General features: G+C 66.4%; 21 protein-coding genes and 1 tRNA gene. 6 read left to right on the top strand and 16 right to left on the bottom strand.

Annotated features, from left to right (window positions below; translation table 11 throughout):
* Positions 1-2 precede the first annotated feature (2 nt).
* From RI032_RS04365 to RI032_RS04375, 3 genes are read left to right on the top strand one after another with little or no spacing between them, the layout of a single operon-like run.
* Positions 3-470 (top strand): phage tail protein, encoded by a 468-nt coding sequence (locus RI032_RS04365; protein WP_049410185.1) that lies wholly within the window; start codon positions 3-5, stop codon positions 468-470.
* Positions 454-669 carry a tail protein X gene (locus tag RI032_RS04370; protein ID WP_010483798.1) on the top strand — a complete coding sequence of 72 codons (216 nt, stop codon included), beginning with the start codon at positions 454-456 and terminating at the stop codon, positions 667-669. The genes RI032_RS04365 and RI032_RS04370 overlap by 17 nt, the downstream gene beginning before the upstream one ends.
* Complete coding sequence (locus RI032_RS04375) at positions 660-1,733, top strand: phage late control D family protein (RefSeq protein ID WP_049410183.1); 1,074 nt, start codon at positions 660-662, stop codon at positions 1,731-1,733. The genes RI032_RS04370 and RI032_RS04375 overlap by 10 nt, the downstream gene beginning before the upstream one ends.
* Positions 1,734-1,764: 31 nt before the next feature.
* On the opposite strand, the gene RI032_RS04380 is transcribed toward RI032_RS04375, so the two are convergent.
* Complete coding sequence (locus tag RI032_RS04380; protein ID WP_005408320.1) at positions 1,765-2,145, bottom strand: tautomerase family protein; 381 nt, start codon at positions 2,143-2,145, stop codon at positions 1,765-1,767.
* Positions 2,146-2,709: 564 nt separating this feature from the next.
* Here RI032_RS04380 and RI032_RS04385 point away from each other — a divergent pair.
* Positions 2,710-3,117 carry a hypothetical protein gene (locus RI032_RS04385; RefSeq protein WP_322547924.1) on the top strand — a complete coding sequence of 136 codons (408 nt, stop codon included), beginning with the start codon at positions 2,710-2,712 and terminating at the stop codon, positions 3,115-3,117.
* Between the two features lie 52 nt (positions 3,118-3,169).
* Positions 3,170-3,733 (top strand): hypothetical protein, encoded by a 564-nt coding sequence (locus tag RI032_RS04390; RefSeq protein ID WP_049453542.1) that lies wholly within the window; start codon positions 3,170-3,172, stop codon positions 3,731-3,733.
* An 85-nt stretch (positions 3,734-3,818) separates the two neighbouring features.
* Here RI032_RS04390 and RI032_RS04395 read toward each other — a convergent pair.
* The 14 genes from RI032_RS04395 to RI032_RS04460 form a co-directional block, all read right to left on the bottom strand.
* Positions 3,819-3,893, bottom strand: a tRNA-Val gene (locus RI032_RS04395).
* A gap of 133 nt (positions 3,894-4,026) precedes the next feature.
* A complete protein-coding gene (locus RI032_RS04400) occupies positions 4,027-4,380 on the bottom strand; it encodes a PilZ domain-containing protein (RefSeq protein ID WP_005412452.1) in 354 nt (117 codons plus the stop codon).
* Positions 4,377-5,333: a DNA polymerase III subunit delta' gene (locus RI032_RS04405; RefSeq protein ID WP_134958057.1), complete on the bottom strand. Its 957-nt coding sequence runs from the start codon at positions 5,331-5,333 to the stop codon at positions 4,377-4,379. Before RI032_RS04405 ends, RI032_RS04400 begins: the two co-directional genes overlap by 4 nt.
* Positions 5,330-5,995 carry a dTMP kinase gene (gene tmk / locus RI032_RS04410; protein WP_019336901.1) on the bottom strand — a complete coding sequence of 222 codons (666 nt, stop codon included), beginning with the start codon at positions 5,993-5,995 and terminating at the stop codon, positions 5,330-5,332. The genes RI032_RS04405 and tmk overlap by 4 nt, the downstream gene beginning before the upstream one ends.
* Positions 5,992-7,053, bottom strand: a complete 1,062-nt coding sequence (mltG, locus tag RI032_RS04415; RefSeq protein WP_049410175.1) for an endolytic transglycosylase MltG — start codon at positions 7,051-7,053, stop codon at positions 5,992-5,994. Before mltG ends, tmk begins: the two co-directional genes overlap by 4 nt.
* A gap of 121 nt (positions 7,054-7,174) precedes the next feature.
* On the bottom strand, positions 7,175-8,539 hold the full coding sequence (locus tag RI032_RS04420; RefSeq protein ID WP_010483816.1) for an aminodeoxychorismate synthase component I: 1,365 nt from the start codon (positions 8,537-8,539) through the stop codon (positions 7,175-7,177).
* A 92-nt stretch (positions 8,540-8,631) separates the two neighbouring features.
* On the bottom strand, positions 8,632-9,894 hold the full coding sequence (gene fabF, locus RI032_RS04425; protein WP_010483818.1) for a beta-ketoacyl-ACP synthase II: 1,263 nt from the start codon (positions 9,892-9,894) through the stop codon (positions 8,632-8,634).
* A 143-nt stretch (positions 9,895-10,037) separates the two neighbouring features.
* Positions 10,038-10,277, bottom strand: a complete 240-nt coding sequence (gene acpP, locus RI032_RS04430; RefSeq protein ID WP_005415509.1) for an acyl carrier protein — start codon at positions 10,275-10,277, stop codon at positions 10,038-10,040.
* A gap of 152 nt (positions 10,278-10,429) precedes the next feature.
* A complete protein-coding gene (gene fabG, locus RI032_RS04435; RefSeq protein WP_005408312.1) occupies positions 10,430-11,173 on the bottom strand; it encodes a 3-oxoacyl-ACP reductase FabG in 744 nt (247 codons plus the stop codon).
* An 81-nt stretch (positions 11,174-11,254) separates the two neighbouring features.
* Positions 11,255-12,199 carry an ACP S-malonyltransferase gene (gene fabD / locus RI032_RS04440; protein WP_322547925.1) on the bottom strand — a complete coding sequence of 315 codons (945 nt, stop codon included), beginning with the start codon at positions 12,197-12,199 and terminating at the stop codon, positions 11,255-11,257.
* A 168-nt stretch (positions 12,200-12,367) separates the two neighbouring features.
* Positions 12,368-13,150: a BUD32 family EKC/KEOPS complex subunit gene (locus tag RI032_RS04445; RefSeq protein ID WP_010483824.1), complete on the bottom strand. Its 783-nt coding sequence runs from the start codon at positions 13,148-13,150 to the stop codon at positions 12,368-12,370.
* A 77-nt stretch (positions 13,151-13,227) separates the two neighbouring features.
* Complete coding sequence (locus tag RI032_RS04450) at positions 13,228-14,205, bottom strand: beta-ketoacyl-ACP synthase III (RefSeq protein ID WP_005415505.1); 978 nt, start codon at positions 14,203-14,205, stop codon at positions 13,228-13,230.
* 91 nt (positions 14,206-14,296) lie between these two features.
* Positions 14,297-14,491, bottom strand: a complete 195-nt coding sequence (gene rpmF / locus RI032_RS04455; RefSeq protein WP_005408308.1) for a 50S ribosomal protein L32 — start codon at positions 14,489-14,491, stop codon at positions 14,297-14,299.
* 107 nt (positions 14,492-14,598) lie between these two features.
* Positions 14,599-15,108, bottom strand: coding sequence for a YceD family protein (locus RI032_RS04460; protein WP_322547926.1), 510 nt, complete (start codon positions 15,106-15,108; stop codon positions 14,599-14,601).
* A gap of 113 nt (positions 15,109-15,221) precedes the next feature.
* Between RI032_RS04460 and RI032_RS04465 the strand changes: the two genes are divergently transcribed.
* Positions 15,222-15,791 (top strand): Maf family protein, encoded by a 570-nt coding sequence (locus tag RI032_RS04465; RefSeq protein WP_143994350.1) that lies wholly within the window; start codon positions 15,222-15,224, stop codon positions 15,789-15,791.
* A 101-nt stretch (positions 15,792-15,892) separates the two neighbouring features.
* Here RI032_RS04465 and RI032_RS04470 read toward each other — a convergent pair whose 3' ends face one another.
* Positions 15,893-17,728, bottom strand: coding sequence for a glycosyltransferase family 39 protein (locus RI032_RS04470; protein WP_043398217.1), 1,836 nt, complete (start codon positions 17,726-17,728; stop codon positions 15,893-15,895).
* Positions 17,729-17,764: the final 36 nt, after the last annotated feature.

Here is a 17,764-nt window from a genome sequence, read left to right on the forward strand (position 1 = left end):
GCATGAAGCGTGAGTTCGTAACCGCATCCATCGACAAGCTGTTGTCCAGTTTCCAGAGCAACGACTCCGGCAACGCCCCGGTGCTGCTGATGCTGGGCGGCTTCAAGTTCAGCCTCAACACCGCCGTGTTCCAGGAGATCCAGCAGAGCAACGAATATGGCTGGGCTGCGCAGGAACGCATCGGGCAGATGGCCGCCCTGCAGTACACCGGCCCCGGCAAGGCCAGCATGACCTTGCCGGGCGTCATCCACTATGCGTTCCGGGGCGCCGGCAATGAGCTCTCGCAGCTGCGCAGGCTGGCGGCACAGGGCAAGCCACAGCGGCTGCTGACCGGCAAGGGCGGAAACCTGGGGCTGTGGGTCATCGACAAGATCGACGCCACCGCCTCCGGCTTCACCGTCGATGCGGGAATCCAGCGGCACGAATTCACCCTCTCCCTGCGGAAGCACAGCGATGGCACGAACGTATAACACCCGCGACGGCGACGTCGTTGACCGCATCGCGCATGCGCACTATGGCGAACAATCACCGGCCATTCTGCGCGCGATACTCGACGCCAACCCGGGCCTGGCCGCCCGCGGCGCGGTACTGCCTGCGGGCATCGCGATCACTCTGCCAGACGTGCAGCGCCCCGCCGGCGAACGCAAGGGGATCGCACTGTGGGACTGAACATCACACCGGCATTCCGCGTGGTGGCCAACAGCCAGGACATCACCGACAAGATCATGTCGCGCTTCAAATCACTGCGCATCACCGACGAGACCGACAACAACTCGGACATGCTGGAGCTGCAGCTGGCCGACCATGATCCGTCCGATCCGATCCAGCTGCCGCCGGCAGGCGCGGAGCTGGAAGCCTTCATCGGCTATGACGGCGAAGTGCGGCGCATGGGCCTGTACATCTGCGATGAGGTGGAGATTTCCGGCTACCCGGGCAGCATGACCCTGCGCGCGCGCGCCGCACCGTTCGAGGCCAGCAAGGGCGGCAAGAACGATCTGCAGACGCAGAAGACGCGCACCTGGAAGAAGGGCACGACGATCGGCGGCATGGTCCAGCGCATGGCCGGCGAGCACGGACTCAGCGCGGCCGTGAGCGGATCGCTGGCGTCGATCGCACTGCCGCTGACAGTGCAGTCGCAGGAGTCGGACATGAATCTGCTGCTGCGCCTGGCCAAGCAGCATGATGCCATCGCCAAGCCGGGCGGCGGCCGCCTGATGTTCGTCAAGCGCGGCGAATCCACCAGTGCCAGCGGTGAGCGCATTCCCGACGTCACCCTGACCCCGGCCGATGGCAGTGGCTACAAAGTGAGCATCGTCTCACGCGAGAAGACCGGCACCACCATTGCCTACTATCGCGATGTACGCGGTGCCAAGCGCCAGGAAGTAAAGCTGGGCAGCGGTGAACCGATCGTGCGCCTGCGCATGGCGTACGCCGACCGCGAAGCCGCCGAAGCCGCAGCGCGCGCCAAGCACCAGGAACAGGCCCGGCAGACGCGTACGCTGAGCTACACCCTGCCCGGCCGCGAGACGCTGATGGCCGAAGCCACGGTGGTGATGCAGGGCTTCCGCGATGGCGTGGATGGGCAGTGGCTGGTCAAGCGCGCCGAGCACAACATCAGCCACGACGGCTACGTGACCAGCATCGAGTGCGAACAACCCAACAGCGCCGACGCAGTGAAGGCGGCCCGCAGTGCCGCGGCCACCGAAGGCGAGCAGGTCGGCAGCGAGGTGTAGATCCACGCCATGCGTGGATGCGCTTCCCGCATCAACTCACGTACTGCGCCACCCCGTTGCCGAACGACCAGTTCTCCTTTTTCACTTCCACCAGGTTGATGAACACATCCTCGCGGCGGATGCCCACCGCCGCGTGCAGGCCATCAGCGATGCCGGCATACAGCGCCTTCTTCTGCTCCAGCGTGCGCCCTTCGTTCCAGGTGATCTGGATGCAGATGAAGTCGTCGGTGCGGTCCACGCCCAGGTAGCCGGGGTCGTAGATCAACGTGCCGGCGTCGTGCTGCTGGAAGATCTGGAAGCGGTCGTTCTCCGGCACGCCCACCGCGCGCATGGCCTGGTAGATGGCTTCGCCGACACGTTGCAGGTAGTCGGCGGATTTACCTTTGCGAAGATCGATGCGGGCGAGCGGCATGGTGGCACTCCAGCGTGGATGGGTAAGGCGACAGCATGAGACTACGCCTGCCCGGGGCGGTGGGACAGCGCAGGGATGGAACCCTCTGGCTCCATGCATGACACATTCCCGCCTGCGCGCGCCGGGTGACGGAATTGCCATGGCGGCGCCGCTCTGGAGTCGTCACGTGCACGGTCGGCAGAAGGGCGCTCTGCGCCATCAGTGATGGGCGACACAGTCGGCGGATGCTGGAGGGCACAGAACCGGAAACGCTTGGTGTGCCTGCGTGGAGTTGAGAACTTTCCTTACAGACCACCGTGATTGCGCGATCCCATGATCACCGCGCCGAGGCAGATTGCCTGGGCCGGGATTGGCGTCTCGAATAAACGAATGAACACCCATCGCTGCGATTTACGCCGCAGCAGAGAGAATGCACCGATTGCCTTCAATGGCGGCCGGTGCGTGGGGATCGACAGATCCGCCAGGCCTTCTTCTCGATGGGAGTTCGTTTGCCTTGGTACGCCAACCCGCACCGTCCGCCACCTTCACTCCGGAAGGTGGCTCTACGCCAGTGAGGGTTTCGCCATGACCAATCGCACCGCCGACCGTGCCCGCCTGCACGCCCTGATCGGCAACATCGCCGCCGACGTGCCTGAAGAGCTCGCGCACGAGATCGAGTGCGCCTTGCAGGAACAGAACCTGCCCGTGCAGTCGCCCACGTTCTTCGCCTGCCTCAATGCGATCAGCAACGCCGACGCCGATGACGGGCAACCGTGTGGCGGCCTCACCCTCGGCGCCAGCAATCACGCTTCGCTGCGCCGCTCGATGTCCGGGCTCAGCGCAGTGCTCGATCTGCTGCAGGCCGCCGACCGGGCGCGTGCCGAGGCCGGCCCGGAGGAACAGCTGGGCGCCTTCCATACCGACGGACTGATCGTGGCGGCACGACAACTGGTGCGCGAGGCGCATCACTGCCTCGCCGAGGGCCACACCTGACCGGCCCGGATGCGCTCCCGCTACAATCGCGCAGGGAACGCGGGAGGCCGCAATGGACGCCGAACACCTGGAGTATTTCAAGGCCGCTCTGGAGGGCCGCGCAAGCGTAGGCTGGAACGTATGGTTCGCCGCCAACCAGCAGGCGCTGGCACAACAACTGAGCCGCCCTGCACTGCTGCGCTTGAAGTTCAGCAAACTGGATGAAGCCGAACGCTTGCTCGCCCAGGCCGACATCGTGCCTCGCAGCACAGCGGGCAAGCGCTACGAAATGTACTGCGCGGAGTTCGCGGCAGACGTGGTGGACGCGAACGGTCGCCCGCTGCCAGCCCTCTGGCGCGCAGCGCACGGCGGAGCCATCGGCCTGCTTGCCGATGGCGAGCGTGAGGCCGGCCAGGCGAAGCTGCTCGCGGAGTTCCGCCGCGCCCGCAAGCGCGGGCTGCAACAGGTCCACGAATGGTTGGCCGATCTGTGCTTTGAAGGCGAGATGGAACTGACCAGCGGCAATGCCGAGGTGGGCCGTGGTCTGCTTGCAGTGGTGGTGCAGGCCGGCAGCGGCCACGACCTGCTGGATGCAACGGCACTGATCGCGCGCGCGCTGTTGGACGAACACGGCTGAGACAGGGTCCGCTGCCCGTCGGCCCAGCAGAATCGCAGGCAACAAAAAAGCCCCCATTGCTGGAGGCTTCTTTCGTTCTGCAACATGGTGGGCGGTACAGGGATCGAACCTGTGACCCTTGCCGTGTGAAGGCAATGCTCTACCGCTGAGCTAACCGCCCGGTGTGTTGCTGAGCCGCTCATTATAGGGGCTTTTCAGAGGCCGTCAACAGTTTTTCACATTCGTGTTCACGGGTGTTTCCGGGGTCCGCAGCCGAGCATGGCTCAGCTCTACAGAAAGGCCCCGGTGCTACCTCACATCGTGTGGGTCGGCTTGTCCGAGCCGGTAAGTCCGGCCAGCAGGGTCTCGATCTTGTGGCGCACGCCCTCGCCTTCGGCACCGTCGGCCAGCTGCACGCCGATACCGGCGGTGCGGTTGCCCTGCGCGCCGGCCGGGGTCACCCAGATCACCTTGCCAGCCACCGGCAGGCGCTCGCTGGAATCGGGCAGGGTCAGCAGCAGGAACACCTCGTCGCCCAGGAAGTAGCGCTTGGGCGTGGGCACGAAGATGCCGCCGTTCTTCACGAACGGCATGTACGCGCTGTACAGCGCGGCTTTGTCCTTCACGGCCAGGGACAGGATGCCCTGGCGGGCGTTGCTGGCACTCATCGATTTCCCCTTGCGGCAGGCCGCTCGTTCACCTTGTTCCAGGCCAGCAGCAACTCGACCACCGCAAGGTCTGCGCGCACCGTGGTGCGCAGCAGGTCGCGGGTGCGGTTGGCCGCATCGAACCAGGCTGCAAGCTTGTGCAATCGCTCCGGCGTGGTCAAGGCATCGGTGCTGGCCTGGGCCAGCGCCAGGTCGGCGGCAAAGCGCAGGCGCAGCGCTGCGTTGTCGTCGCCGCACCACTTCTGCGCCAGCTCCACCGCACCGGTCTTGCCGGCGGCCAGCTGTTCCAGCTCGCGGCCAACCTCGCGGCGCAGGCTCAGGCCATCTTCGCGCAGCCAGTTGTCGGCCTGGCCGGGATGGCCGCGTGCAGCCTCCAGCGCTTCGCGCGCCGACGCCTCGCTGTGTCCCTGCTGCTGCAGCCAGGCCAGTGCTTCGTGCTGCGGCGGCAGCTTGAATTCCAGGCGCTGGCAACGGCTGCGGATGGTCTGCGGCAGCCGCGCCGGGTCGCTGCTGATCAGCCACAGGTAACGGCCGGGCTGCGGCTCTTCCAGGGTCTTCAGCAGTGCATTGGCGGCCGAGCGGTTGATCGCATCGGCCGGGTCGACGATCACCACCTGTGCCACGCCGTACTGCGGGGTCAGCGCCAGCGTGTCGGTGATCTCACGCACCTGCTCGATGACGATCTCGGTGCGCAGCTTGTCGCCGCTCTTGTTCGGAATGAAGCTGACCAGCTGCAGGTCCGGGTGGGTACCCGCGGCGATCAGCTGGCGCGTGCGCGTGGCATGCGCGGCATCGCCGCGCGCCAGCACGTGGTCGGCCAGCGCCAGTGCCACCTCGCGCTTGCCCAACCCGGCCGGGCCGCAGATCAGCAGGCCATGACCGAGCCGGTCTGCATCGAGCGCAGCAACCGTCTGATCGAACGCGCGCTGCTGCCACGGCGAAAACGTGCTCATACGCCCTCCCCGTCCCGCAGCCAGCGCTCGACACGCGCGACCACGTCGGCCGCCACGCGTTCCTGCACCTGGCCAGCGTCGACCAGCGCGAAGCGCTGCGGATCCTGCTGTGCGCGGCTGCGGAACACTTCGCGCACGCGCTGGAAGAAATCGTCCTGCTCGCTCTCGATGCGGTCCGGCCACAGGTCGCGGCCATTGGCGCGTGCGCGGCCCACCGCCACGTCCACGTCCAGCAGCAGGGTCAGGCCCGGCAGCAGGCCCACCGCGCGTCGTTCCAGATCGGCAATCCACTGCGGATCGAGGCCGCGACCACCGCCCTGGTAGGCATAGCTGGAATCGGTGAAGCGATCGCTCAGCACATAGGCGCCGCGCTGCAGCGCCGGCTGGATCACCTGGCGCACGTGCTGCGCGCGTGCGGCGAACACCAGCAGCAGCTCGGCTTCGGCGCTGAGCGGTTCGGCGGCGATCTCGGCATCGGGCTTCAGCACCAGGCCGCGGATGCGCTCGGCCAGGGGCGTGCCGCCCGGCTCGCGGGTCAGCACCACCTCGTGGCCGTGGCTGCGCAGGCAGTCACGGATGGCGTTGATGGCGGTGGTCTTGCCTGCGCCCTCGCCGCCTTCCAGGCTGACGAAACGCGGGTGGCGAAGCAGCGCGGGACTCATTGCGCCGAGGTCTCCTGGGTACGTTGCTGGCGCAGCTGCTGCAGGTAGCGGGCGACTGCGGCGTTGTGCTGGTCCAGGCTGGGCGAGAACACGTGCGCGCCACTGCCATCGCCCACGGCGACGAAATACAGCGCGTCGCCCGCTGCGGGTTGCGCGGCGGCCATCAGTGCATCGCGGCTGGGCATGGCGATCGGGGTCGGGGTCAGGCCCGCACGCGTATAGGTGTTGTAGGGCGTATCGGTGGTCAGGTCGCGGCGGCGGATGTTGCCGTCATACGCGGCACCGATGCCGTAGATCACGGTCGGGTCGGTCTGCAGGCGCATGCCGATCTTCAGGCGACGCATGAACACGCCGGCAATCTGCGGGCGCTCGCTGGCCAATGCGGTTTCCTTCTCGATGATCGAGGCCATCGTCAGCAGTTCGTAGGGCGTGTTGATCGGCAGGTCCGGCGCGCGGCTTTCCCAGGCTTCATCCAGCGCCTTTTCCATCGCGGCGTGGGCGCGCTTGAGCACGTCCAGATCACTGTCGCCGCGCTGGTAGACGTAGGTCTCCGGCAGGAAGCGGCCTTCCGGATGCTGTCCACCGAAGCCGAGGCGCTGCATCAGCGCGGCGTCATCAAGATTGTCGGTGGTGTGCAGCAGCGGCTCGGCGCGCTTGAGCGCGGCACGCAGCTGGCGGATGTTCCAGCCTTCGATGATGGTGACACGGTGCTGCAGCACCCTGCCGGCACGCATGCGCAACAGCAGCTCGCGCGGGGTCAGGTCGCCGCTGAGCGCGTACTCGCCCACCTTCAGCTTGCCGGCGGCATCGAGCTGGCGCGCCAGCAACTGCCACTGGGTGTCCTGGCCCTCGTCCACGCCGGCATCGCGCAGCTTGCGCAGCACGCTGTTCATGCCATCGCCGCTGGCGATGACCACACTTTCGGCGGTGGGAGTGATCGGGGCATCGGCGAAGCGGGTCTGCTGGTAGAAGAACCACGCGCCCGCGCCGGCCACGACAGCGGCCAGCACCACCACCAGCGTTACCACGAACAGACACCCGCGCTTGGCTCCCGCCATGGACTACCTCTGAACTCGATTCCGTCGTGCAGGATACCGTGCCGCTGGTGTGGGGTCATGACCGGGGCCACACACCCGTGCCGACCAAGGTCGGCACCCACCGAAGCCGAACCGGCGGCCGTCAGCCTTGCTGACCGAGCGCCCGCAGCAGGCCGCGGGCCTTGGCGCGGGTCTCGTCCAGTTCCTTGTCCGGGTCCGAATCCACCACGATGCCGGCGCCGGTGCGGAAGCTCACCTCGTGGCCATCCACTTCGGCGGTGCGGATCAGGATGTTCAGGTCCAGGTCGCCATCCCGGTTCAGCCAGCCGAAGGCGCCGGTATAGGCACCGCGCGGCACCTGCTCCAGTTCGCTGATGATCTGCATGCAGCGCACCTTGGGGCAGCCGGTGATGGTGCCGCCCGGGAACGTGGCGGCGATCACCTCGCCGGGCGTGACCTCCGGGCGCAGATGGCCACTGACGTTGCTGACGATGTGGTGCACATGGGCGTAGCTCTCCACGGTCATCAGCTCGTCGACCACCACGGTGCCGGGCAGGCAGATGCGGCCCAGGTCGTTGCGTTCCAGGTCGATCAGCATCACGTGCTCGGCGCGCTCCTTGGGGTGGCCGACCAGCTCCTGGATGCGCGCGGCATCATCGTCGCCTTCGAAGCGCGGACGCGTGCCGGCAATCGGACGGGTCTGCGCATGGCCGGCATGCACCGACACCAGCCGCTCCGGCGAGGAACTGACCACGTGGCGGCCGTGCGCGCTGAACAGGCCGGCGAACGGTGCCGGGTTGGCACGGCGCAACTGCGCGTACAGCGCCTGCGGGCTGACCGGCGCGGCGAACCGGGCGCTCCAGCGCCGCGACAGGTTCACCTGGAACACATCGCCGGCGCGCAGGTAGTCGATCACCCGGCGCACGCCGTCGGTGAAGCGCTGCGGCGCATCCTCGGCCACCGACTGCGGCGGCTGCCAGCCTTGCCCGGCTTCGGGCATCGCGGCCGAAGCCAGTGCCACCAGCGCGTCCAGCAGCGCCTGCTCGCCGGCTTCGGCGATGACGAAGCTGGCATCGTTGTGATGGTCGTGCAGCACCGCAGCCGGGCAGCGCAGTGCCAGCGCGGTCGGGCGGCCGTCCTCGCGCGCACGCGCCGGCAGAACCGGTTCGATCTGGCTGGCCACTTCGTAATCCAGCATCAGCGCCCAGCCGCCACGGAACGGCAGGCTGTGGCTGCCGTCGTGCGACAGGCGCTCATGCTGCCAGGCACGGTCCAGTGCCTGCAGGAACGTGCCGGGCTGCACCACGTCGTGCAGATCGCGCACCTGGCCATCGGCGTCCAGCCGCAGGCCCTCGCCCTGCGCGGCCAGCAGCAGGCTCCAGCGGCCCTGGGCGGTGCCCGAGGCGGTGGATTCCATCAGCAGCGGGAAGCGCGCCGGGTCGTGCTGCTGCAGCGCCAGCAGATCGATCGGATGCGGCAACGGGTGAATCAGCGGTGCGTGGGTCATGGCAGCCAGTTCGGGGTATCAGATGCACGGAAGCCGCCTTGCGGCGGCTCCATGGAACGCGGAGTCGAGCATGGCTCGACGCTACAACTCGGTCAGACGCGCTTGAAGACCAGCGTGCCGTTGGTGCCGCCGAAGCCAAAACCATTCGACATCACCACGTCCACCTTGGCCTGGCGTGCTTCGTTGGGCACGTAGTCCAGGTCGCAGCCTTCGCCCGGCTGCTGCAGGTTGATGGTCGGCGGAATGACGTTGTCCTGCAGCGCCATCACCGAGAAGATCGCTTCCACGCCGCCGGCAGCGCCCAGCAGATGGCCGGTCATCGACTTGGTGGAGCTGACCATCATCTTGTAGGCGTGGTCGCCGAAGGCGGTCTTCATTGCCATGGTCTCGCCCAGGTCGCCCAGTGGCGTGGAGGTGCCGTGCGCGTTGAGGTAGCCGACCTGCTCCGGGGTCACGCCGGCGTCCTTCATGGCCATGGCCATGCAGCGGGCGGCACCTTCGCCGTTCTCGCTCGGTGCGGTCATGTGGTACGCATCGGAGCTGGCGCCGAAACCGGCCAGCTCGCAGTAGATCTTCGCGCCACGCGCCTTGGCGTGCTCGTACTCTTCCAGGATCAGGATGCCGGCGCCGTCGCCCAGCACGAAGCCGTCACGGTCCTTGTCCCACGGGCGCGAGGCCTGTTCCGGGGCATCGTTGCGGGTGCTCATGGCCTTCATCGCGCAGAAGCCGCCCAGCGCGGTCGGCGACGAGCCACGCTCGGCACCACCGACCACCATCACGTCGGCATCGCCGTACTGGATCATGCGCATCGCGGTGCCGATCGAGTGGTTCGAGGTCGCGCACGCCGACACCGCCGAGAACGACGGGCCCTTCAGGCCGGTGATGATGCTCAGCTGGCCCGGCAGCATGTTGATGATGGTCTTGGGCACGTAGAAGGGCGAGATCTTCTTGCCCTCGTGGAACTCGATGGTCTGCTCTTCGATGCCGAGCAGGCCGCCGATGCCGGCGCCGACGATGGCGCCGATGCGTTCGGCATTGGCGTCGGTGATCTCCAGGCCCGAGTCGTGCAGGGCCATGAACGAGGCACCGAGGCCGTAATGGATGAACGGGTCCATCTTCTTGGCATCCTTGCCGCTGACCCGGAATTTGCCGAACAGTTCATTGTCGGCGGTGATGTCGAATCCCTTGACCTCACCTGCAATCTTGGTGGTGAACCGATCCAGATAGGCATCAGAAACGTTGGTCAGCGGACCGATGCCCGAACGACCATGGGTGATGCCTTCCCAGCTGCTGGCCAGATCATTGCCCAACGGCGAGACGATACCCAGGCCGGTTACGACGACGCGACGCTTCATTGCTGATTCTCCTGGCCCGGATGGTTTCAACGGGCAACTCGGTTTGCTTCGGTGTGATGCTCAAACACACGGGGCCGCAACAGCGGCCCCATGGGGTGCGGTGCGCGGCGAGCGTGAACCCGCGCGCGCACTGCCGTCTGACATCAGGCCTTGACGTGGGCCTTGATGTAGTCGATGGCGGCCTGCACGGTGCTGATCTTCTCGGCTTCTTCGTCCGGGATCTCGCACTCGAATTCTTCTTCCAGGGCCATCACCAGCTCGACGGTGTCCAGCGAGTCAGCGCCCAGGTCATCGACGAACGATGCGCTGTTGGTGACTTCTTCTTCCTTGACGCCAAGCTGTTCGACGACGATTTTCTTGACGCGTTCTTCGATGGTGCTCATGGGATCTCGCTCCAGATGGAGTTGTGGTTCAAAAGTGGTCGCCATCAAAGGCGATGGCCGTGGGATAGTGTAGTGGAAACCGGCGCGGCCTTGCATCGCAGCAAAAACCTCAGCAGATCAATCACTTGCGGCGCAATCCCTGCGCCCCTTGCTTACGGCATGTACATGCCACCGTTCACATGGAGGGTTTCGCCGGTGATGTAACCGGCAGCCGGGCTGGCCAGGAAGGCCACCGCATGGGCGATGTCTTCCGGCGAACCCAGGCGTTCGAGGGCGATATCGTTGATCAGCGCGGTACGCGCTTCTTCCGGCAACGCCTTGGTCATGTCGGTGTCGATGAAGCCAGGTGCGACAACATTGACGGTGACACCGCGCGAACCGATTTCCTTGGCCAGCGACTTGCTGAAGCCGATGATGCCGGCCTTGGCGGCAGCGTAGTTGGCCTGGCCGGCGTTGCCGGTCACGCCCACCACCGATGCGATGTTGATGATGCGGCCCTTGCGCGCCTTCATCATGCCGCGCATGACGGCCTTGCTGGTGCGGAACACGCTGGTCAGGTTGGTGTCGATGATCGACGCCCAGTCCTCGTCCTTCATGCGCATCAGCAGGTTGTCGCGGGTGATGCCGGCATTGTTGACCAGGATCGAGATCGGGCCGAATTCCTTGGCGATGCCGTCCAGCACGCTGTCCAGCGCAGCCGCGTCGGTGACATTCAGCGCGCGGCCATGACCACCGTGGGCGGCCAGGCGCTCACCGATCGCGGCAGCGCCGGATTCGGTGGTGGCGGTGCCGATGACGGTGGCGCCCTGGGCGGCCAGCAGATCGGCGATGGCGGCACCAATGCCACGGCTGGCGCCGGTGACCAGTGCGATTTCACCCTGCAGGGGCTTGCTCATGATGTTTTCCTCAGGCTGGGGCGGCCGCCGCACCCGTGCCGCGTGCAGCGGCCACTCGTACGGTCGGCAGGAACAGGGGGATCAGGCCGACCATGCCTCGCGGGCAGCTTCGAAGTCGCCCGGCGTGGCCAGCGAACGGCCGTCGATGGCCTTGTCGATGCGCTTGACCAGGCCGGTCAGCACCTTGCCCGGGCCGCACTCGGCGATCTGGGTGACGCCACGGCCAGCCAGCGCCTGCACGCAGCCGGTCCACTGCACCGGCTGGTACAGCTGCTGGACCAGCGCGGTACGGATCGCGTCGATGCCGTCATGCACCTTGGCGTCGACGTTCTGCACCACCGGCAGCTGCGGCGCCTGCCAGGCCAGGCCGGCCATCACTTCGGCCAGGCGGTTGGCGGCTTCGCGCATCAGCGGGGTGTGCGAGGGCACGCTCACGGCCAGCTTGACCGCCTTGCGCACGCCCTTCTCGGCCAGCAGCGCCAGCGCGCGGTCGACCGCCTCGGCGTCGCCACCAATCACGATCTGGCCCGGCGAATTGAAGTTGGCCGGCACCACCACCTGGCTGCCTGCCGCTTCAGCGCAGACCTCCAGCACCAGCTGGTCTTCGGCGCCGAGCACGGCGGCCATGGCGCCGACACCGGCCGGCGCGGCTTCCTGCATCAGCTGGCCGCGCAGGCGCACCAGGTGCGCACCGTCATGCAGGCTCAGCGCGCCAGCGGCAACCAGGGCGGTGTACTCGCCCAGGCTGTGACCGGCCAGCACCGACGGGCGCGGACCGCCCACGGCGTTCCAGGCGCGCCACACGCCGATGCTTGCAGCCAGCAGGGCCGGCTGGGTGTATTCGGTGCGGTTGAGCATTTCCTCCGGGCCGCCCTGGGACAGCGCCCACAGGTCGACGCCGGCACCATCGGACGCCTCGGTGAAGGCGTCACGCACCTGCGGGTGCAGTTCGGCCAGCTCGGCCACCATGCCCACAGACTGCGAGCCCTGGCCGGGGAAGACAAAAGCGAGGGTGGATAGGGTCACGCGGTCATCCGCTTGTTGCAATCGAAGCGGGCCATGATAAGGGGGAACATGCCGTGTCGTCTGTACGTGCGCGTATGCACGCGTATGGTGAATGGCTGTCGCAACACGCTGGAGATCCGGGGCCGGATGCCTCTCCATGGAAAAAAGGGATCCGGCCCCAGCCGCTGATCAGCAGAACAGCTGCAGGACGTCCAGGTCGCCGTCGGCGAGGAAATCCACGCACAGGCCCACCAGCATCAGCACGCCAGCGGTGCTGGCGCCATGGGCGATGAAAATGGAGTGGGCCAGCGCGCGCGCTGAGCGGCCCAGCTTCATGCAGACCCGGGCCAGGCTGCGCAGGCGGCCGCTGACCGCGTGCACGTGCTCGCGCACCGGCGCCTGGGCATCGCCCATCGCCTCGGCCATCATCGCCTGCAGGTGCTCGGGGCGGTCGGCGTAGTACTTGGCCACGCCATAGCCGAACATCAGCCAGTCGCGGGCCTGCGCTTCGGACAGATCCATCACTTCCAGCGGATCTTCCTCGAAGTCGATGAAACCGACGTTCTCGCCATCCCAGGTGAGATTGCGCGGCAACGGCTGGCCGAAATAGGCGCCGCGCGCATGCGCTGCGGCAATGGCCAGCATCGCCGCCATCACCAGTCGGTCGCGACCTGCGTCGTCGGCTTCGCGCAGGCAGGTATTGAACGAACTGCCGTTGTCGCCGATCACCAGCGCGGCATGGCCGGTGCCCAGCACGTCGGGCACGTTCACGCCCTGCGCCTGCAGTTCTGCAAGGCGACGGGCTTCGGTTTCGCGTGCGGCGTCGCCTCCACGGTGCGGCGGCGGACGCAGGGCGTCCAGATGAAAACGACGGGCAACAAAATTGAGCAGGCCAAGGGCCAGCGCCCGGCTTCCCTTGCCGTACTGCTTCAGCCAGGCACGTTGCCCTTCGATGACGATGGGCTCAACCATGACAGGTCCTCCTTAAACGCGTTACGGCCCCAGAGGGGCCGCAACGACAAAGCTTCACGTTGTCGTAACTTGCACTATCAATAGCGCAGCAGAGCCGAACCCCACGTGAAGCCGCCGCCGAAGGCTTCCAGCAGCAGCAGCTGGCCACGTTCGACCCTGCCCGAACGCACGGCGGCGTCCAGCGCCAGCGGCACCGAGCCGGACGAGGTATTGCCGTGCTTGTCGACGGTCACCACGACCTGGTCCATCGACATGTCCAGGCGCTTGGCGGTGGCTTCGATGATGCGCAGGTTGGCCTGGTGCGGAATCAGCCAATCCAGGTCGGACTTGTCCAGGCCGTTGGCGGCCAGGGTCTCGTCCACGACCGAGTCCAGCGCCTTGACGGCGTACTTGAACACGTCATTGCCCTTCATGTTGATGGTGCCGCCGCCATTGGCGCCGTCCTTGAAGCCGGTCGAGACACCGACCGGGTTCCACAACAGCTCCTTCTTGCTGCCATCGGCATGCAGGTGGGTACTGAGGATGCCGGTCTCTTCATCGGCCTTGAGCACGACGGCGCCGGCGCCATCGCCGAACAGCACGCAGGTGGTGCGATCGTTCCAGTCGACCATGCGGGTCAGCGTTTCGGTGCCGATCACCAGCACATGCTTGCAGTCACCGGAACGGATGAATTTGTCGGCCACGCCCAGCGCGAACACGAAGCCCGAGCAGGCTGCGTTAACGTCAAAGGCAGGGCACCCCGCAACACCGAGCTTGGCCTGGATCAGGCACGCGGTGGACGGGAAAATGAGATCAGGGGTGGTCGTGCCGACCACGATCATGTCGAGCTGCGAGGCATCGATGCCTGCGGCTTCAAGCGCGCGCAGGGCGGCGTTGTAGCCGAGGTCGCTGGTGGTTTCGCCTTCGGCCGCGATGTGCCGTTCACGAATTCCGGTGCGCGACTGGATCCACTCATCCGAGGTTTCGACCATTTTTTCCAGGTCGGCGTTGGTCAGGACTTTTTCCGGCAAATAGCTACCGGTGCCCGCGATCCTCGAGTAGATCCGCTTGCTCATCATGTTTCCTGTTGCGCGGGCCGCCGATCACCGGCACACCCGGGGAAGAAGGCAAAGGCCGCTGCCCGGAGGCAGCGGCCTTCCCGGCACATCAATCTTCTTCGACGGCCGAGGTCTTGGTCTGGATGACCTTCTTGCCGCGGTAGAAACCATCGGCAGTGATGTGGTGACGCAGGTGCACTTCGCCGGTGGTCGGGTCGGTCGACAGCTGCTTGGCGCTCAGGGCGTCATGCGAACGGCGCTGGCCGCGGCGGGACGGGGTAACACGGGATTTCTGGACAGCCATGGGATTGCTCCAAACTCGGTTCGTTTTGCTTCGTCGTTTCGTCGCACAGGACGCCAGCGCCCAGCACACTTTTCGCTTTCGCCGCAGCCGCCGACGACAACCGGCTGCTATTGTTTCTTCAATACCGCCAACGCCGCAAACGGGTTGGCCTTCTTCGTTTCTTCTTCGCTCGGCGCCCAGTCCTTGTCGACTGCTTCACCGTCGGGCGACAGCGGTACCACCGGCACCGCCAGCACCAGTTCGTCCTCGACCAGATCCAGCGGCTTCAGCTGGCCATCTTCCGGCACCAGCAACGCCTCGTATTCCTCCGGCAGGGACGATTCCTCGTCCTCGTCGCGGATCAGGCCAAGCCTCTGGGTCACCTTCACCGGCAACAGGAATCGCTGCATGCTGCGCTGACAGGTCAGCGGCAGCGCGGTGTCGATGATCAATTCCACATAGGATACCCGCAAGACGTCGTCGCGACCGAATTCAAGCGAGTAATTGCACTCACCGTCGGTATCTGCGACCAACCCCTGCAGGCGGGTCAATTCAGCCAGGGACACCTGACCGTCGAAGCGCCTTCGCGCTACAACCATCCGCCAGGCATCCAGCGTTTCGGGCACGTTCGCGGACATAAGCCGCTGAATACTAAGGATCCGGGCGGCGACTGTCAAATGCCCGCCATACAGGACTTGCTGCTGGCGCTGCGGACACGCCAGACTGCCATGCCCTGCCCCGGTATTCTCGCATGTCACTGGTCCTGGCCTCCACCTCCCGCTACCGTCGCGAGCTGCTGGAACGGCTGGGCCTGCCCTTCGACTGCGCACGTCCGGAGGTGGATGAGACTCCCATGAACGGGGAGGCTCCGCTGGCCCTGGCCACCCGCCTGGCCGCCGCCAAAGCGGCCGAGGTGGCGTCCCGCCACCCCGGCGCGTGGGTGATCGGTTCGGACCAGGTCGCAGACCTGAACGGCCAGCCACTGGGCAAACCGGGTACGGTCGAGGCCGCCTGTGCGCAGCTGGCAGCGATGTCGGGGCAGACCGTCCGCTTCCACACCGCCGTCTGTCTCAGCCGTGACGGAGAATCATTCACGGCCGTCGATCTGACCGAAGTCTGCTTCCGCGCACTGGAGCCAGACGAAATCGCCCGCTACGTGTCCATCGAGCAACCGCTGGACTGCGCCGGCAGCTTCAAATGCGAGGGCCTGGGCATCAGCCTGTTCGACGCCATCGACAACCGCGACCCGACCGCGCTGGTCGGCCTGCCGCTGATCGCGGTATGCGGTTTGCTGCGCAGGGCCGGTTTCGCGGTGCCCTGAACTGTAGAGCCGAGCCCATGCTCGGTTGCTTTTTTCGAGGCTGCCTGCATCTGAAGCAGAAGCAGCCGAGCATCGGCTCGGCTCTACAGGACCAGAGGACCTCAACGAACCTCGAACGGCTGCTCCTGCCACGCCTCCACACTGCCATCGCGGCCATGCAGGCGCAGCCCGAGCCAGTGCTTGCCCGGAGCCAGCGTGGTGGTATCCAACGATGCGTCGAAGCCCACCGCCGGATGCTGCGGATCGGTACTGTCCGGCCAGGTGTGGCGCACGTCGAACACACGCCCATAGCGGGCGTCACCGATCGAGCGACCATCGACCAGCACTTCGACGCGCGCCAGGCCGACACCATCCTTGAACGCCCAGCCCTTGATTGCGAGCGTGCCGGACACCTTCTCGCCATTGGACGGCGCATCCAGCCACGCCATCGCCGGCGTCACGCACGGCCCCTCTGCGCGCTGCACCGGCAGCCGGAACAGCAGGAAGCGCTGGAACCCGTGATCACTGCTGACCACGCGTGGCGCAGGCATCGGCCCCACCTGATTGCAGATGGCGTGATAGCGCTCCAGCAGTTCGCGATAGCGCTGGTCGCTGGGTGACAGCACCAGCAGCATCGGCACCGTGCGCTCGCCCTCATGCAGCAGGCCCCACTGCGCCAGCTGCGCGGTGCGGCCATGCTTGTCATTGAGCGGATGCGGCAGTACCTCGATGTTGCCATTGCCCAGCTGGAAACCCAGCTCGGCGCCAACCTTGAAGTTGCCGGCCAGCACGCGCGTTCCTTCCGGCATCTGCCGCAGCTCTTCATGGACCGCAACTGCCAGTGGCTGCCAGCCGGCGAAATTGCGCGGATAGTACTTGCTGCCGGCCATCTGCTCGCGCAGTGCCGGCGTGGATGCCATCAGGTAGTAGCCGAAGGCCAGCACCATGCCCGCGCCGGCCAGCCACCAGCCGGTGCGGCGCAGCCAGCGCGGCCAGCCGTTGAGCACCACCGGCACCGCCACCAGCAATGCGAGGTAGCCCGGCAGCGGCCAGTGGAAGCTGATCCGCTCGACGTCAGTGAAGAAGCCGAGCACGAAAATGCCCAGCGTGGATACGCCGCCCACCAGGCCGAAATAGCGCCACTGCACGCGCGCACCGCCACCGCTCCGGGTTCCTGCCAGCGCCACCTTCCACATCGCCATGCACAGGATCGGCGTGACCAGCATCGGCTGGATCACCAGGAACCACAGCCCGCCCCATTCAAACGCCCAGGGATGACGCTCGATCACCTGGAATTTCAGGCCGGCATCGTGGTTGTCCGCATTCCACGCCAGCAGTGGCAGCCATGCCAGCACGCCCACCGCCAATGCCACCCACACGCGCGGATCGGCCAGCATGCGCCGCCCCTGCGGCAATGCCAGCAACGCGATGAAACCGACGCCGATGACACCGATGAAACGGTAGTGGCTGAGTGCACCGATCAGCAGGCCCAGCGCCAGCTTCATCGCCGAGGAGGCATCCACGTTGTGCAGCAGGCGCGCACCGGCGTGCAGGCAGATCACTGCCGCCAGCGCCATCGGCACGTCCGGTACCGCCAGCAGGCCCAGCGTCGCCGACAACGGCATCAACAGCGTGAGGCTGCCCGCCTGCCAACCGGCCACATTGCCGAACCAGCGCGTGGCCGTGCGCACCACCAGCAGCGGCAGCAGCGCACCGATGGCCAGGAATGGCAGGCGCAGCGCGAGCACGTGATGCCCGCCGATCTCCACGCCCAGGCGGGCCAGCCAGGCGGTCAGCCCGGGCAGATCCGAATAGGCCGCGGCCAGATGCTGGCCTTCCTGCCAATAGAACGCTTCGTCGACGAACAGCGGCAGGCGCGCGGCAACGATCAGCTTGGCCGCTGTGACCAGCGTCCATAACCAGAGAAATATCGTCCGTGCGCGCTGTTCGCCTTGCATTGCTCTATGGATAATCGAGTGGATTCCAGATCTGAG

This window comes from Stenotrophomonas geniculata, from assembly GCF_034508895.1.
Classification (GTDB): Bacteria; Pseudomonadota; Gammaproteobacteria; order Xanthomonadales; family Xanthomonadaceae; genus Stenotrophomonas; species Stenotrophomonas geniculata.